Origin of the sequence: Tardiphaga sp. 37S4 (assembly GCF_021044645.1) — a bacterium.
GTDB lineage: Bacteria > Pseudomonadota > Alphaproteobacteria > Rhizobiales > Xanthobacteraceae > Tardiphaga > Tardiphaga robiniae.
Genome location: NZ_CP088008.1, coordinates 979,062 through 995,197, shown reverse-complemented (window position 1 = coordinate 995,197; position 16,136 = coordinate 979,062). Strand labels below are relative to the sequence as shown.

The 16,136-nt window shown below is 62.3% G+C and carries 15 protein-coding genes; 6 read left to right on the top strand and 9 right to left on the bottom strand.

Translation table 11 applies throughout. From position 1 onward, the window contains the following. Positions 1-76: 76 nt before the first annotated feature. Both glgA and LPB73_RS04775 read left to right on the top strand, forming a co-directional pair. Positions 77-1,498, top strand: coding sequence for a glycogen synthase GlgA (glgA, locus tag LPB73_RS04780; RefSeq protein ID WP_184519038.1), 1,422 nt, complete (start codon positions 77-79; stop codon positions 1,496-1,498). 130 nt (positions 1,499-1,628) lie between these two features. Further along, positions 1,629-3,842, top strand: coding sequence for an SLC26A/SulP transporter family protein (locus LPB73_RS04775; RefSeq protein WP_231079781.1), 2,214 nt, complete (start codon positions 1,629-1,631; stop codon positions 3,840-3,842). 5 nt (positions 3,843-3,847) lie between these two features. Here LPB73_RS04775 and cnbZ read toward each other — a convergent pair whose 3' ends face one another. Genes cnbZ through LPB73_RS04745 form a run of 6 tightly spaced genes read right to left on the bottom strand, consistent with a single transcriptional unit; the run spans position 3,848 to position 9,166 of the window. Beyond that, a complete protein-coding gene (gene cnbZ, locus LPB73_RS04770; RefSeq protein WP_231079780.1) occupies positions 3,848-4,603 on the bottom strand; it encodes a 2-amino-5-chloromuconate deaminase CnbZ in 756 nt (251 codons plus the stop codon). Between the two features lie 26 nt (positions 4,604-4,629). Then, on the bottom strand, positions 4,630-5,346 hold the full coding sequence (locus LPB73_RS04765) for an ABC transporter ATP-binding protein (RefSeq protein WP_231081071.1): 717 nt from the start codon (positions 5,344-5,346) through the stop codon (positions 4,630-4,632). A 7-nt stretch (positions 5,347-5,353) separates the two neighbouring features. Next, positions 5,354-6,115: an ABC transporter ATP-binding protein gene (locus LPB73_RS04760; protein WP_231079779.1), complete on the bottom strand. Its 762-nt coding sequence runs from the start codon at positions 6,113-6,115 to the stop codon at positions 5,354-5,356. After that, a complete protein-coding gene (locus tag LPB73_RS04755; protein ID WP_231079778.1) occupies positions 6,108-7,058 on the bottom strand; it encodes a branched-chain amino acid ABC transporter permease in 951 nt (316 codons plus the stop codon). The genes LPB73_RS04760 and LPB73_RS04755 overlap by 8 nt, the downstream gene beginning before the upstream one ends. Beyond that, on the bottom strand, positions 7,055-7,921 hold the full coding sequence (locus tag LPB73_RS04750) for a branched-chain amino acid ABC transporter permease (RefSeq protein ID WP_089265322.1): 867 nt from the start codon (positions 7,919-7,921) through the stop codon (positions 7,055-7,057). The genes LPB73_RS04755 and LPB73_RS04750 overlap by 4 nt, the downstream gene beginning before the upstream one ends. A 27-nt stretch (positions 7,922-7,948) precedes the next feature. Continuing rightward, the gene (locus LPB73_RS04745) at positions 7,949-9,166 is read right to left on the bottom strand and encodes an amino acid ABC transporter substrate-binding protein (RefSeq protein ID WP_231079777.1); all 1,218 of its coding nucleotides are present in this window, start codon (positions 9,164-9,166) and stop codon (positions 7,949-7,951) included. Between the two features lie 158 nt (positions 9,167-9,324). Between LPB73_RS04745 and LPB73_RS04740 the strand changes: the two genes are divergently transcribed. After that, entirely contained in the window at positions 9,325-10,230 is a 906-nt protein-coding gene (locus tag LPB73_RS04740; RefSeq protein ID WP_231079776.1) for a LysR family transcriptional regulator, read from the top strand. 5 nt (positions 10,231-10,235) lie between these two features. Here LPB73_RS04740 and hutX read toward each other — a convergent pair whose 3' ends face one another. The 3 genes from hutX to LPB73_RS04725 all read right to left on the bottom strand — a co-directional run bounded on the left by hutX (position 10,236) and on the right by LPB73_RS04725 (position 13,608). After that, positions 10,236-10,742, bottom strand: coding sequence for a heme utilization cystosolic carrier protein HutX (gene hutX, locus LPB73_RS04735; RefSeq protein WP_231079775.1), 507 nt, complete (start codon positions 10,740-10,742; stop codon positions 10,236-10,238). A gap of 47 nt (positions 10,743-10,789) precedes the next feature. After that, positions 10,790-11,128 (bottom strand): antibiotic biosynthesis monooxygenase family protein, encoded by a 339-nt coding sequence (locus LPB73_RS04730; RefSeq protein ID WP_068735293.1) that lies wholly within the window; start codon positions 11,126-11,128, stop codon positions 10,790-10,792. A 98-nt stretch (positions 11,129-11,226) separates the two neighbouring features. Then, on the bottom strand, positions 11,227-13,608 hold the full coding sequence (locus tag LPB73_RS04725; RefSeq protein ID WP_231079774.1) for a TonB-dependent hemoglobin/transferrin/lactoferrin family receptor: 2,382 nt from the start codon (positions 13,606-13,608) through the stop codon (positions 11,227-11,229). A 255-nt stretch (positions 13,609-13,863) separates the two neighbouring features. Here LPB73_RS04725 and hemP point away from each other — a divergent pair, with 255 nt between their 5' ends. Genes hemP through LPB73_RS04710 form a run of 3 tightly spaced genes read left to right on the top strand, consistent with a single transcriptional unit; the run spans position 13,864 to position 16,134 of the window. Continuing rightward, the gene (gene hemP, locus LPB73_RS04720) at positions 13,864-14,058 is read left to right on the top strand and encodes a hemin uptake protein HemP (RefSeq protein WP_068735289.1); all 195 of its coding nucleotides are present in this window, start codon (positions 13,864-13,866) and stop codon (positions 14,056-14,058) included. Beyond that, entirely contained in the window at positions 14,055-15,035 is a 981-nt protein-coding gene (locus LPB73_RS04715) for a heme/hemin ABC transporter substrate-binding protein (RefSeq protein WP_231079773.1), read from the top strand. The genes hemP and LPB73_RS04715 overlap by 4 nt, the downstream gene beginning before the upstream one ends. Before the next feature lies 1 nt (position 15,036). Continuing rightward, positions 15,037-16,134 (top strand): FecCD family ABC transporter permease, encoded by a 1,098-nt coding sequence (locus LPB73_RS04710; RefSeq protein WP_231079772.1) that lies wholly within the window; start codon positions 15,037-15,039, stop codon positions 16,132-16,134. The last annotated feature ends 2 nt before the right edge of the window (positions 16,135-16,136 follow it).

The following is a 16,136-nucleotide window of genomic DNA, read 5'->3' as shown; positions in this document are numbered from 1 at the left end:
CTTCGGTTCCATAAGTACCCAAAGACGCTGGACCAGTTTTGTATCCTTGTAGTCGCGGCGGGCACGAGGGCGTTTCTTGAGGGTACTGTTCGTCACTCCAGAGATTGACGACTTCATCCGGGTGGGCGGCCTTGCAGCCGTGTCCGCCGCCCTCCCTAGAGCCTTGCGCATCTGGAGCGACGTTCGGGTCATCCTTCCCGGCTACCGCGACGTCGTCACGCAGTTTCCTGATATCGAGATCGTCGGCGAATGCCCGGCGCTGGCGGAAATGCCGGCGTGCTCGGTCGGTCTGGCTGCGACCAAGGATGGACTGCCTATCTATATCCTGCTCTGCCCGCAGCTCTATGACCGTCCCGGCAATCCCTATGGCGACGCCTGCGGCCGCGACTGGCCGGACAATGACATCCGCTTCGCACGCTTCGCCTCCGCCGCGGCACTGCTCGCCTCCGGCAAGCTCGACAAGAACTGGTCGGCCGATCTGGTTCACGCCAATGACTGGCAGGCGGCCTTGGTGCCGGCCTATCTCGCCTGGAGCGGGGTGAAGATCCCGACCATCCTGACGATCCACAATCTCGCTTATCAGGGCCTGTTTCCGAAGTCTTCGCTGCGCCGGATCGGTGCACCGGCGGAGTCGTTCCATATCGACGGGCTGGAATTCTACGACAAGCTGTCCTTCCTCAAGGGCGGGCTGATCTACTCGTCGCACCTCACCACGGTGAGCGAGACCTATGCGCGCGAGATCACCACACCGGAACTTGGCTGCGGGCTGGAAGGCCTGCTGACCAAGCGCTCCAACGAGTCGCGTCTGACAGGCATTCTCAACGGCATCGATGAGAGCTGGGATCCGCGCGTCTGCGCGGAGCTCATGAGACCGTTCGGCGCGGGCGACTGGGAAGCCAAACGCGCCAATGCCGATGGGGTACGTCAACAATTTGGGCTCGCGCTCTCCCGCGGGCCCATTTTTGGTTTGGTCGCCCGCCTCGTGCATCAGAAGGGCGTCGACCTCGTATTGTCGGCGGCCGACGCCATCGTGTCCGCCGGCGGACAGATCGTCGTGACCGGCCGCGGCGAGACCGAACTGGAGAATGCGCTGATGGACGCGCATCGCCGCCGTCCGGATGCGATCGGCGTCGCCATCGGCTTCAACGACCGCGAGGCACGGCGCATCTTCGCCGGCAGCGACTTCACGCTGATGCCGTCGCGCTTCGAGCCGTGCGGACTGAGCCAGATGTATGCGCAGCGCTTCGGCTCGCTGCCGATCGGCCACCAGACCGGCGGCCTCGCCGAAACGATCGTCGATGGCGAAACCGGCTTCCTGTTCACGCAGCCCTCCACCGAGTCATTTCTGGGCGGCATCCTGCGGGCCTTCGCGACCTATGGCTCGAAGGATCGCCTGAACTCGATGCGTCGCAGCGCCATGTCGAAATCATTCAGCTGGAATATTTCTGCCGCCAGCTACAGCGCGCTGTATCGCAAGACGATCGTCGCCGGCGTGTAGCGCGGGAAATCGGCGGGCGAACCCCGATCTTGGCTTGCGGATCAGTTCCGTTTCACAATAATGGCAAAAGCTGGCAACAACTATCATCCATGAAGGCGTGGCCGGTACCCCCTGTGATGAAGGCCAGCCCGTGCTCAAAGCTTCGCCTCCCGCCGAGCCGCTCGTCGACTGGCGATCGGAAATCAGCGCCGGTCTGATCTCCAGCCTCGTCTGTCTGCCGCTCTGCCTTGCTTGCGGACTGCTGGTGTTTGCGCCGCTCGGCCCCGACTATGTCGCGGCCGGCGCTGCGGCCGGCCTGTATGGCGGCGCCATCGTCGGCCTGGTCGCGGCCGTGGTCGCCACCTCGTCCTATATCGTGACGACGAGCCGCGTCAGCATGGCCCTGGTGCAGGCCGGCCTGACTACGACGCTGGTCAATGACGCCACGCTTGCGAGCCAGCCTGCGATGATCGTGACCGCGATCATGCTGTGTTTGTTTCTGGCCGGGCTGTGGCAGGTCCTGTTCGGACTGCTCGGCCTGACGCGCGCCATCAAATTCGCGCCGCACCCGGTACTCACGGGCCTGCTCAATGGCGTCGGGATGCTGATCGTGATTTCCCAGTTCAAGCCGTTCTTTGCCGCGCAGACGCTGTGGCCGAACAAGCCCGCGATGCTGGTTTACGTCGTGGCCCTGGCGCTCTTTGTTCTGAACTATCCGGCCATAGCAGCCTGGCTGCGGCTGCCGGACTGGCTGCGGAAAATACCGGGATCGCTTGCAGGCTTCGTCGCCGGCACCGCGCTCTACTATCTGATCAGCATCCCGACCGGTCTCGATCTCGGGCCGACCATCGGTGAGATCCATGTCAGCTTCCCGCCCGCCATGCCGCTCGGCGCAGTGTTCGACGGCTCCATCACGCCGGAACTGACCGCCGTGCTTCCGCATGTCGTGCTGGTGTCGCTGGTGCTGGCGATCATCGGCACGGTGGAGACCATGCTGGCGTTTCGCGTGGCACAGCAGCTCGACGACACGCATATCCATCCGGTGCGCGACCTCGCCGCACAAGGCATCGCTAATGCGGCAGCAGCACTCGGCGGCGGCATTGGAGGATCTGCGATTCCATCGGTGATCCTGCTCGGCTATCGCATGGGCGGCCGCACGCGCTGGACCAGCATTTTCGTGGCTCTCAGCCTGTTGGCCATCACATTCGCGCTGTCCTCGGTGCTCGCACAGGTGCCGCGCGCGGTGTTCGCCGGCCTGCTTCTGGTGATCGGCATCGTGCTGTTCGATCGCTGGAACCTGCAACTGCTGGCCGATATCCGATACAGCATCGAGCCGCAGGTTCGCCGGCACGCGGTCTACAACCTGATCGTGGTGCTCGCGGTGATGGCCGTGACCGTGTTCAGCTCGGTCGTTTCCGGAGTGATCGTCGGCATCATCCTGTCCTGCATCATCTTCGTCATCAATATGAGCCGGCCACTGGTACGCCGCGCCCATCTCGGCGACACGCTGTTCTCCAAGCGCATTCGCTCGGCCGACGATCTCGCGATCCTGCAGCAGACCGGGCAGCAGCGCGCCATCCTGCAGCTCGAAGGCGCGCTGTTCTTCGGCAATGCCGACGACCTCTCGCTCCGCGTCAAGGACTTGTTCAACAGCACGGACATGATCCTGCTCGACATGGGCGCCATCTCCGACCTCGACATCTCCGGCATCAACGCATTGCGAACCCTGCGCCAGAAGGCGACTGAAAAGAAACGGCGACTGATCTACTGCAACGTCCGGCCCGTCCATGCCGCCATCATCGGCAACGGGATCGGGCACGATCCCGCATCGCCGTCCATGACGCAGGATCTCGATTCCGCACTGGAGTGGATGGAGCAGACCATGCTCGACCGCTCAGCTACGAGGCAGGGGCAAGCGGATGAACTCACGCTCGAGCAGATCGACTTTCTCGATGGTGTATCGGCGAACGAGATGGCCGAACTGACCACAGTGATGACCAGACGCGAATTCGCGTGCGGCGATACGATCTGCCGCGAGGGCGACGCCGGCGACCGCATGTGGCTGATCCTGAAAGGCAGCGTCAGCGTGCTGCTGCGTACCGACGGACATCACGAGCGACGCCGCATCGCCGGACTTGGCCGCGGCACGACGGTCGGAGAAATGGCGCTGGTGGAATCGGTACCACGCTCGGCGACCATCGTCGCCGACGACGCGGTGATCTGTTACGAATTCCCGCGCGACGGCTTCGACCTGATCCTGAAGAAAAATCCGGTGCTCGCCACCAGGCTGCTGGGCAACCTGGCGCGCGAACTCACCCGGCGACTACGGCAGACCTCGCAAGATCTGCGCATCACCCATCATTGAGATAGTTAGACTTCCACCACGCGCTCGACATGCACGCGGCGGCAATCCATCTCATACTCGAGATCGACGACCGGTGGGCGGTTGAAGTGCCAGGTCAGGCCGTTGCGGAACACGCCGCGGCGACCAAGCTCGCTTTCGAGCAGCGCATAGACGTCGCGCACGGTGTAGAGCTGCGCGCCGGTGGTCTGGTCCCAGGTGCCGGAGAATGCGCTCATGCGGCGCTCCATCTCGTCGAGCACATATTTGGCCTTTTCCAGCATGCCCGACGGGCTGATGTCGCCGAGACGTACCGTGTTGTCGCGATAGTCGCCCTTGCCCTCAGCCGCTTCGCCGCTGCCGGCGATAACGAAGGATGCCGGCGCATTCGGCGCGACGGTCGTGAACGAGAAGGCATGGAAACCGGGCTCCGACGGCGGATCGATCTTCGGACACACATTGCTGCGCGCGATGGGATTCACGCGATCCTTCATGATGCCCCAGTCTTCGAGGGTCTTGATGTAGATCTCGTTGAAGTCGATGAACCCCTGCTCCGTGAACGGCGCCGGCGAGCGCAACTCGCAGGCCGCAAAGGCGGTCAGCGGCCGGCCGGCGGCCTTGATGATCTCGGCGACTTTCGCGAAGCCTTCCTTCAGCGGAACGACTTTGGAGAAACGCACGCGCTCCAGCGCGAAGCCGGGCAGCGCGCCGACGCCGCAGGAATACTGGCTGACGCCGGGCATGTAACGGTAGCCGCTATTGGGGGCTTCGACGGTCTCGATCATGTTTGCCTCTTTGGATGAAGTGAAAATTAGTCTTCGAGGACGCCTAGATAGGCGTCGCGGATGATCGGATCGGCCAGCAATTCGGCGCCCTGCCCGGTGCGCACGATGCGGCCCATATCCATGATGTAGGCGTGATGGCAGAGGTCGAGCGCCGTGGTGACGTCCTGCTCGACCAGAAGGATCGACATGCCTTCGCTGTTGAGCTGCCGCAGGGCTGCGACGAGCTGCTCGACCAGCAGCGGCGACAGGCCGAGCGAGAGTTCGTCGATCATCAGAAGACGCGGCGCGCTCATCAGCCCGCGGCCGATGGCGCACATCTGTTGTTCGCCGCCGGAGAGCGTAGCCGCGGCCTGATTGCGGCGCTCGCGGAGCTTCGGAAAGGTCGTGTAAACCCGATCGAGATCGCGATTGAGCTCGGTGCGGCTGACGCTACGCGAATAGGCGCCCATCAGCAGATTGTCCTCGATGCTCATGGCGCCGAACAGACGGCGCCCTTCCGGCACATGGACGATGCCATGGGCCAGCATCTGCGCCGCCGTCGCCTTCGACAGATCGACGCCTTCGGAGACATATTTGCCTGATGTCAGCGGGATCAGCCCGGACAGCGCACGCATCAGCGTAGTCTTGCCGGCGCCGTTGGAGCCGATCAGCGCGGTGATCTCGCCGGAACACACCACCATGTCGATGCCCCACAGCACCTGGATTTCGCCGTAACCGGCGCAGACCCCATTCAGTTCGAGCATCGGATGATCAGCCACGGGCGGCGTTCCGTTGTGCATATTGCTGGCCCAGATAGGCATCGACGACGGCGGGATCCTTGATGATGTCGCGCGGCGCACCGTCAGCGATCAGCCGTCCGTTATGCAGCACCGCGATGCGGGTGCAGACATTGAGCACGACCTTCATCAGATGTTCGATCATCACGATGGTGATGCCGTCGGCGGCGAGCTGATGGATCAGCTTGGTGGCGCGTTCGACCTCGGCGCTGTTGAGGCCGGCATTGACCTCGTCGAGGAACAGCAGCTTCGGTTTCATCGCCAGCGCCTTGGCCAGCTCCAGCCGCTTGCGCATGGCCAGTGTCAATGTCGCTGCGGACTGGTCGGCCTGGGCATCCAGACCAACGAATGCGAGATGCGCGCGGGCAGCCTCGCGGGCCGATTTCAGGCTCTCGCCCGGCTGCGAGAACAATGCGGCCGCAGCGACATTGTCGAGCGCCGAAAATTCCGCAAAGGGCTGCACGATCTGGAAGGTGCGTGACAGGCCGAGCCGCGCAGACTGGTAGGTCTTGATCCGCGTAATGTCTTTGCCGTCGAAGGTGACGACACCGGACGATGCCGGCGTGACACCGCAGATGGTGTTGACCAAAGTGGTCTTGCCGGCGCCGTTCGGACCGATCAGGCCGACCACCTCGCCCTTGTTGACCGAGAGCGAGACGTCGCTCAGCGCCTTCAACCCGCTGAAGTTTCGCGAGACCTTGCTCAGATGCAGGATTTCGTGACGGATCTCAGACATGCTTTGCCTTTCGTCCGAACAGCCCGCGCCAGATCTTGCCGGCATGGAGCGAGACCAACCCATGCGGCAGGAACAGCAGCAGCAGGATGATGAGGACGCCCAGCACGCCCGAATGGATCTGGATGTAATTGCGCCAGACTACTTCCTCGAGGCCGAGATAGACGAAGGCGCCGCAGACCACGCCGAGCGGCGAGCCGAGCCCGCCCATCAGCGCCATCACAATCGGCTTCACCGAATAGAGAATGTCGAACACGTCGGACGGATCGATGTAGTGCACCCAGGCCGCATAGAGACCGCCGGCGGCGCCGACGAAGCACGCAGACAGTCCGAAGGCGATGGCCTTGTAGAGCGTGGAATTGAGACCGACCATGTTCGACGCCGTCTCGTTCTGCCGGATGCAGTTGAGACCGAAGCCGAGCTTCGACATCGAGACTGCGATGACGACGAGCGCGGTGATCAGCAGCAGCCCCCACATGGCGTAGAAGAAGAACGTCGCGTCGGACAGGACACTGGAGCCGGACACCAGCGGAATGTTCAGGCCCATGCCGCCGCCGGTGAGGTCGGTGGCATTGTTGACGAGTTCGCGGAACACTTCGACCAGCGACAGGCTGGCGATGGCGAAGTAATGCCCACGCAGCCGCAGCAGCACGGCACCGAGCGCCGCGGCCAAGAGCAGGCACAGCACCAGCGACCCCAGCAGCGACAGGGGCAGCGGCACGCCCTTATTCATGAGAATGCCGGTCGTATAGGCACCGAGCCCGAAGAAGGCAGCCGTCGCAAAAGACGGATAGCCGGCAAAGCCGCCGACGATGTTCCATGACAACGCGAAGATCGCATACATGCAGGCCATGGTGCCGAGACGTAGCGCATAGGCATCGCCGAACAGCGGCAGCGATGCTACGCAGGCAATGAGGACGAGAAGCGCGATATTGGTCCGGGTCATTCAAAACCCTTTCGGCCGAGCAAGCCCTGCGGCCTGACGACAAGGAAAATGATGAGCAGGACGAAAGACAACGTCACCGCATGGGCCGGGCCGAGATAGACCGAGCCGACGCCCTCGACGAGCGCCAGCAGCAAGCCGCCAGCCAATGCGCCGGACACGCTGCCGAGTCCGCCGAGGACGCAGACCACGAAGGCCTTGCCGAGATAGGCTGACGAGGTCAGCGGCGAGATCGGGAAGATCAGCGCCATCAGCACACCGGCGCAGCCGGCGAGCGCCGCACCGAGACCGAAGGCGATGGCGTAGATCGATTTGACATCGACGCCCATCAGCACGGCGGCATCGCGGTCGAGCCGGACCGCGACGATGGCGCGGCCGACTTTCGAACGCCGCAGCAGCAGATAGAGCAGAAAGGTCAGCGCCAGCGCTGAGGCGGTTGCGATCAGACGGTCGACGGGAACGACGACGTCGAAGATCGAGATCGATCCCGTGGGCGGATTGAGGATCAGCTTCCGGTAATCGGCCTTGAAGTAATAGATCATCGCATTGTTCAGGATCAGATCGAGCCCGAAGGTCAGCGTCAGCGTCACCAGTACCGGGGCGGTGATGACGCGGTTGAGCAGCAGCCGTTGCAGCAAATAGCCGAACACGAAAAAGGCCGGCGCGGCGATCAGCAGCGCATACCAAGGCGACAGCCCGAGCGAATTATAGGCCCCCCAGGCCAGATAGGCGCCAAGCACGATGAACGAGCCGTGGATCAGGTTGATGACGTTGAGCACGCCCCAGACCAGCGAGAAACCGATCGCGATACAGGCATAGAGACACCCGAGCACGAGTGCATTGATCAGGACCTGGATGGCCAGCATATCGTTTCCCCGCCGGTCAGCCGTGGCTCAGTTCACGCCGAGCTTGAACTCGCCCTGCTTGATCGCATCCGGGAATAGCACCACCGGCTTGCCGGCCTGGATCTGGAAGACCGGAGGTTCGAGCGAGTTGATCTGGCCATTGGCGCCAAACTTCACAGGACCCCAGAAGGTGACGACGTCCATTTTGGCAAGTTCGTCACGCACCTTGTCGCGATCCAGCGAACCGGCCTTCTCGATGGCCATCTGGAACAGCGCACCGCAGACCGCAGCCGAAGCGTGAGCGTAGTCGGGCTCAAGCTTGTACTTGTCCTTGAACAGCTTCACGAAGTTGGCCGTGGTGCCGAAAATGTCTTTGCCGTTGTACTGTTCGGCCGGATGCCACCACGAGGCGCTGGAGATGTTCTCGGCGCTCGCCCCGGCGGATTCGATGAATTCCTGATAGGCCGGACCGGCGATCATGGTCACGACATTGGCCTTCATCTGCTGATCGACCATCTGCTTGCGGATCAGCAGCAGATCGTTGGTATAGCCGGTGACGAACACCCATTGCGGATTGAGCGACTTGATCTGCGACAGGGTTGCGGAGTGGTCGAGCGTGTTGATGGCGTATTTTTCGAAGTACACGACCTCAAGACCGTTGGCCTTGGCGGACTTTTCCATTTCCTGCGCGATGGCCAGCGGGAACAGATCGTTGCGCGCGAGGATCGCAACCTTCTTGACGTCCGCCGCCTTGGCCTTGACGAGCTGCGTCAAGGGCGTGGTCAGCGTGTCGTTCGGCGTGAAGGTGCCGAACAGATATTTGTAGTTCTGGTCGTAGACCTGGGATGACGATGCCGTCGCGGCCAGCATCGGCACCTTGTACTTCTCGGCGATCGTGCTGGCGGCCTTGGCGGCGCCCGAACCGAACGGGCCGAACATGAAGTTCACCTTGTCCTGGGTGATCATCTGTTCGGTGGTCTGCACCGAGCGCGGCGTGTTGGACTGGTAGTCCGAATAGACGATCTCGACCTTGTACTTCTTGCCGCCGACATCGATGCCGCCGGCCTTGTTGGCCTGCTCGGCCCAGAGGTCATAGCCCTGCTGCTGCTTCACGGCTTCCGGCGCCAGCGGCCCGGTAATCGGCAGCGGCGCGCCGAAGCGGATCACATCCTGGGCCGAGGCCACCGAGGATGTCGCTCCCAGGCCAGTCGCAGCCAGCAGGAGGGATGCGGAAAAAGCCGAGACAGCAAGCCGGGGATGAAACATCCAAATTCTCCATCGATGACGGGACCGTGACCTGATCAAAACTCTGTCAAATTTAGATTTCGAATAAAAGCATTGAATTTCGATGTGAGAGGTCTGAAAATCAGAACGCTAATCAGGTGCTGCCATCGCGCTGGGCAGCCAGCCGCGAGGGACTGACCATGATCGAATCCGCCGCCATTCGTTATTTTCGCGTCGTTACCGAGTCCGGATCGATCAAACAGGCGGCCGCAGCGCTCCGCATCGCCCCCTCCGCCATCAGCCGGCAGGTGCAGGGGCTGGAGGAGGAGCTAGCGGCCAAGCTGTTCGAGCGCGGCGCGCGCGGCATGAACCTGACCGATGCAGGCCACGTGCTCTATCGCTATGCAGTCGAGAACCGCAGCCAGCTCGACGGGCTGCGCAGTCAGGTCGAGGAATTCGCATCGCTGCGCCGCGGCCAGGTGAAGATCGCCACCGTCGAAGGCATGCTGTCGAGCTTCCTGCCCAACTCCTTCGTCGACCTGTCGCAGCAATATCCGGGGATCGCGCTATCTGTCACCGCCGTGGGCGCTCGCGATGTGGTCGAGATGGTCAGCCAGAACGAGGTCGATCTCGGCCTGATCTTCGGTCGTGCGCCACGACGCGATCTGATCGAACTCGGACGCATGCGACAACCGGTCTGCCTGATCGTCGCGCCCACGCATCCGCTCGCCGGCCAGAACTCATACGCGATGAAGGATCTCGCAGGGTTGCGCGTGATCCTTCCGGACCCATCCTTCGGCATTCGTCAGGAACTCGACAAGTCCTGCGCCCAGGCCAGCGTGCGGCTGGAAATGTGCAGCGAGACCAACTCGCTGGCCTTCACCCAGACCGTCGCTGCCCGCACCGATCTTGCGACGTTCCTGCCGATGGTCTCCGCGACGGCGGCCATCAATGCCGGCACACTGGTCGCGATCCCGCCGCGCGACCGCAGGCTTGAGTCAACACAGGTGACGCTGGTGCAGTCGGCCGCACGCATGGCATCGCCATCAACGCGACTGGTCGCCGAGATGCTGGTGGCGCAGATGAAGGACAGTGAAGAAGGGTAGACGCCTTAAGCAGCGAGCTTTCCAGCCAGCGCGCGGAAACGCTCAAGCTGATCCTGCTTCAGCGCACGGGTCTCGTCACGGCCGACGAAGACCTTGAACATCACGCCGCCATCGACATTGAGGAATGCGACGAAAGCCGACGACTTGCCCATGAAGGGCCGCTCGACGAAAGCCACGCCGCCGCAGCGCTCATGACGCAGATGGCCATGCAGGCCCTTGGGCTGCGTCAGATTATAGTAGCCGTGGCCGATGGCGCCCGGCGACAGCGGCGCCGTCGTTTCGAAGATGCCGTCCTCGGTATGCACGATCAGCGTCACCTCGCCCCATTCGGCGATATCCGTCATCGCGGTCACGAAGGCATCGGCGCCGCCGCCGATGGTCACCATTCCCTCGGGCAGCGCTTCCAGCACCGCACGCGGCGTGACGCCCCGCTCGCGCGCAACGGTCTCGATCACGGCGCCGGGATTCTCCGCCATATAGGTCTTCAGCGCGGCGAGATCCGTATTCAGCATGAGATGGCTCCGTGATCGATCATTGATGTGAGACGCAGGGCCTGCGATCAGGCCGCAGCGCTCTTGCGGCGCTCGGACTGGATCACTTCGAAACCCTCGAACTTGGGGTGACCGAGATAGAGGCTGGCGCCTTCCGACTTGTTGTCCGCGCGGGCATGCGCCTTGCGGAACTGCTCGGACTTGGTCCAGCCCTCGAAGTCCGCCTTGCTGGCCCAGACCGTATGCGACGAATACAGCGTGTGATCCTCGGCCACCGGACCTTTCAGCAGGCTGAACTCGATGAAGCCCGGCAATTCCGAGAGATAGGATTCGCGGGTCGCCCAGATGTTTTCGAATGCGGCTTCGGATCCGGTTTTGACCTGAAAGCGGTTCATGGCGATGAACATGGATGTCTTTCCTTTCGTGACGTCGAGAACCTATCATAACCGAAATCGCGCCCGGACATGAGCGCGATTCCTTGGAGGCTGGTGGATGCAGATGGCGATTATGCGCCGCCGAAATGCACCTTGATGCCACCCTTGTAAACGATGCCCGGACCAGGGGCGGTCCACAACGCGTCGTTCTGCGTTGTGCCATCGCTGGTCGACCCGGGAATAGCATAGGGGCGGTAATACTGGTTCAGGATATTGTCGACCCCGAAATTCAAGGTGATGTCCTGCGTCGGTTGATAGGCGACGTAGAGATTGACGAGATCGTAGGAGGTCGATGGCACGTACCCGGCCGGAAGGTCGGTATTGGCCGCGACCGAAGCCCACTGAGCCGAGATTGTCAGCTTGCGATCGAGCAGGCGGACGCCACCGGTGGTCGTGACCTTGCGCGGCTGGATTGTCGCCAGACCAACATTGGTCTGGGTGTTCTTGCCGCTTTGAACCGTCGCGCCGACGCCCAGGAACCAAAGGCCCGCGTCATAGGCCGTCTCGGCCTCGAAGCCTTCGATCTTCGCATTGGCAATGTTTTGGTACTGATAGAAGTTGCTGTTGAGGATGGTGCCAGGACGCCCCATGAATACATAGTTGACGAGAACTGGCGTAGAGGCGACGAGGTCGATGTAGTCATCAACGTCGTTGCGGAAGAAGTTAAACTTGGCGCGGAAACTGTCGCCAGACGTAAAGACGTCGTTGTATTTCAGATTGATGCCGACTTCCTTGTTCTTGCCGACTTCTGCCCGGAGGTTCGGGTTCGGCAAGAAGCAGAATAGGCCAGCGGTACCATCAGCACAGGTGACGAAAGTCGGTCCGCCGCCGGAAGCGTGGCCACCTGCAATGAGCGTTTCACTAATGGATGGTGCACGATAACCCTCCGCATAGCTCACATAGGGCGTAAAGCCCGCTACCGGCGTCACGCCGAGTGTGATCTTGGGCGACAGGCGGTCACCGCTGGATGAAACATTGTTAACACCCACGGCTGTCCCGCTTGAATTGAGCTCATAGTGGTCATAACGCAGCGCGCCTATGACTTCGAGCCAACTCGAATAGTTGGTCTTTAGCTGGACGAAGCCGCCGGAGACTGTGCGCTCGCCGCTCGGCGTGGTGATGTTGGAGTTTCCGCGCGAGTCGAATGTTTTCACCTTGTCGTTGAAGACGTCGAAGCCATAGGTCACAGCATTGCGCCACTCACCGATATTGAAGCGAGACGTGTTGTTGACGTCGACGCCGAACGTATCCAGCAAGTAGCCGCGCTGATCGCCAACGCAACCAGAAATGTTGTTACCGGCACTACCAGCACCGCAGAGCGCGGTGCCGGCCGTCGAATAGTGGTAGGTCTTGGTCTGGTCGTTGTCGACGCGATTGCCGTAAAGCGAGACATTGAAATCGAACAGCATGTCCTCCGGACGCGCGTATTTCCACGTCACCGTACCGGTATAGTTCTTTGCATTGGAGGCGTAGACGGATGAGCCCTGATTCAGAGCGATCAAGGCCTGCGTTGTGGTTGGACCACGATTCAACTGACCAATTGTGTAGCTATAGTCCTGGAACAGGCCGCCAAACTTCACCTCATGGCCGTCGGCCGGGCGAACCGTAACTTTCATCAGGCCCGCAGCGATGTCGTTGCCTGTATTGCCGATCTCGGTACCGGCGCCATCCTTGTAGTTGCCCTGGGTGCGATAGACCGCACCGCCGAACACATCGACCGTCGGGTCGACACGCACGCCGCCGAACACGGAGCCGAGACCGCGATTGTTGTTGGAGCCGTAGGAGCCGCTCATATCGACGCCCCAACGCTCGCCCGGCCGGAGGACGTCATTGATGTCCTTGGTGCGGAACGAGGCCACGCCGCCGATGGCACCAGAGCCGTAAATATTGGCAGTCGGGCCGCGGGTGATATCGATGCCGCCGATCAGCTCGGGATCGAGAAAGAACGAGCCATTCGCATTGTGACCGGAGCGCTGATAGTTCTGGCGAGCGCCGTCAACGACAACGGCGACACGTCCGAAATCCTGCAAGCCGCGGATATTGATCGCCGTGGACGGATCATCGCCACGATCCTGCATCCAGACACCGGGGACATTGTAGAAAAGCTGGCTCAGCCGGCTCGGCTGCTGCAGCTGGATCTGCTCCTGCGTCACGACGCTGACGGGCGCCAGCGCATCGATGGCGCGCTCCTGGGTCTTCGAAGCCGTCACCGTGATTTCATCGAGTGACTGGCCGCTGCGGCTGGCCTGCGCATTGGCGTTAGCTACCTGCGCCGGCACGGCCGCCGGCTTGGCAGCAGCACGCTTCTTCTTGGCGGGTTTCGGCTTCTGCGGCTGCACGTCGCCTGCCTGCGCGGCGGCCTGTGCCAAGGCGGTCTCCGAGACCAACGCCCCCATTGATACGATCGACACACCCAACAACAAGGCGCGCGTAGTCATGCCCCCAAGAGCCATAGCCTAATCCCCAAACACAAATTTCAACGGATCGTGGCTGGCTGGCGCTGCACGAGGCAGTGAGCTTGCTGGCTCTCGAATGCGACTCGGGGACCCCTGCCACCAAGTTGCCATTTTCGATTACGGTTCATTAACGGGAGGGTCAAGCAATCCCCGCCCTGTTTATACTGATTATAGACTGCAGTGCTTGGCGATGAGGTGCGACAAAACCTATAACGATGACAGAGACTTTTACGGATGGGATAGATCGGCGCTATGGATACGGGTTCTCACGACGGCAGCGCTGCCGCTCACGCCAAATCCTCAGCCGGACGCAATGTGGTCATAAATGGCGACCGGATGGACAGCAAGGAGCTGTTCGCGGATCAGCGCGAGTTGCTGATTACGCATGGCGACGAGACCTATCGCCTGCGCCTGACATTCCAGAACAAGCTGATCCTCACCAAATGACCGCCAGTCTCCCCGTTCGACGTCATCGCATCGCGCATGCGCTGCAATGTGTAGCGCTTGCCAGCACGCTGGTATTCTCCGCCGCCGCCTCAGCGGAAGACGCCGTTGTGCGCGACGCACGCGGACGCGACGTCACTATCGGCCATCCGACCCGCATCGTCTCAATCGGCGGCGCGGTGACCGAAATCCTTTATGCCCTCGGCGCTGACGACCGTATCGTCGCCGTCGATACGACCAGCCTGTATCCACCGAAGGCCATGGCCGACAAACCCAATGTCGGTTACATGCGCCAGCTCTCCGCGGAAGGCGTACTGGGGCTGAATCCGCAACTGGTGCTCGCCATCGCGGGCTCCGGCCCGAAGGAAACCATCGACGTCATCGACGCCGCCAAGATCCCGCTCATCTTGGTGCCGGATACGTTCACCGAAGCCGGCATGGTGGAGAAGATCCGGTTGATCGCCAAGGTCGCGGGCGTCGAGGCACGCGGCGAATGTCTCGCCAATGCCGTGGGCGGCGATCTTGCCACGCTGCGTGAATTGCGCGCCAAGGTGAAGACCCCGCCACGGGTGATGTTCGTGATGTCCTTCCTCGATGGCCGCACCATGGTCGCTGGCCAGAAGACGGCAGCCAATGAAATCATAAAGCTGGCCGGTGGCGTAAATGTCGCGGACAGTTTCGACGGCTACAAGATCATGAGCGATGAAGCCATCGCCGCAGCCAAGCCGGATACCGTGCTCTCGATGGAGCGCGGCAAGGATACGCTGCAGGCCGACACCGTGTTTGCCAGCCCGGCATTCGCACTGACGCCGGCCGCGAAGACCAGGAACCTGGTCGCCATGGACGGCCTCTATCTGCTCGGCTTCGGCCCACGCACGGCGGCCGCCGCGCGCGACCTTGCCGTGAAGCTCGACCCGGCGCTGTCGTCCGACGCCGCAACGTTCAAGCCCGTCTCGCTCGCCGTCAACTGTCGTCAGTAAGATGACTGCTGCCGACGCCAAGTTGACTGCGTTTGTCAGAACGAAGGGCCGGGTGCGCCGCCCTGCAACCATCGTCGTCCTGTGCGGTCTGTTCGCAGCACTCCTGCTGACGGTGCTGCTTGCTGCCACGGTTGGCGCCGCCGGAATCCCACTGTCCCGCCTGCCCGCAGCACTTGGCCTCGCGGCCGCCGATCCCGCCAATCCACTTGCCACGCGCGATCAGCTGATCCTGTGGTCGATCCGGATTCCGCGCATTGCCATCGCCGCCATGATCGGCGGCATGCTGGGCGCCGCCGGCGCGATCATGCAGGGCCTGTTTCGCAATCCCCTCGCCGACCCGGCGCTGGTCGGCGTCTCCAGCGGCGGCGCATTTGCGGCAGCCGGCGCCATCGTCATCAGCGACAGCCGCTTTGCGCATTATGTGAGTTTTCTGCAGCCCTTTCTATTGCCATTAGCCGCCTTCATCGGCTCGCTACTCACCACCATCATTCTCTACCGAATTTCCAGCCGCAGCGGACGCACCTCCATCGCGCTGTTCCTGCTCGCCGGCATTGCCATCGCCGCGATTGCCAATGCGGGCATCGGGCTGCTTGTCTTCATCGCCGACGACCGTCAGCTCCGCGACATCACATTCTGGCTGCTCGGCTCGCTCAGCGGCGCGACCTGGAGCAAAGCGGCAACGATTGCGCCTATGCTGGCTCTCGGCCTGATCGGGATGCTGTTCACCAGCCGCGGCCTCGACGTGCTGATCCTCGGTGAGTCCGAGGCCTTCCATTCCGGCGTCGATGTGGAGCGCCTCAAGCGCATCTGCATCGTGCTGGTGTCCGTCATGACCGGCGCGGCCGTGTCCGTCTGCGGCGTGATCGGCTTTGTCGGCATCGTCGTGCCGCATCTGCTGCGGCTGATGATCGGACCGGGTCATCGGCTGTTGCTGCCGGCCTCAGTCGGTCTCGGCGCCAGCCTGCTGGTCGGCGCCGATACGCTGGCCCGCACCATCGTGGCGCCGGCCGAGATGCCGATCGGCATCCTGACTGCCGCCGTGGGCGCGCCTATATTCCTGCTGATTCTGCTGCGTCAGCGCGGGCTGGTGGGGCTGTGACG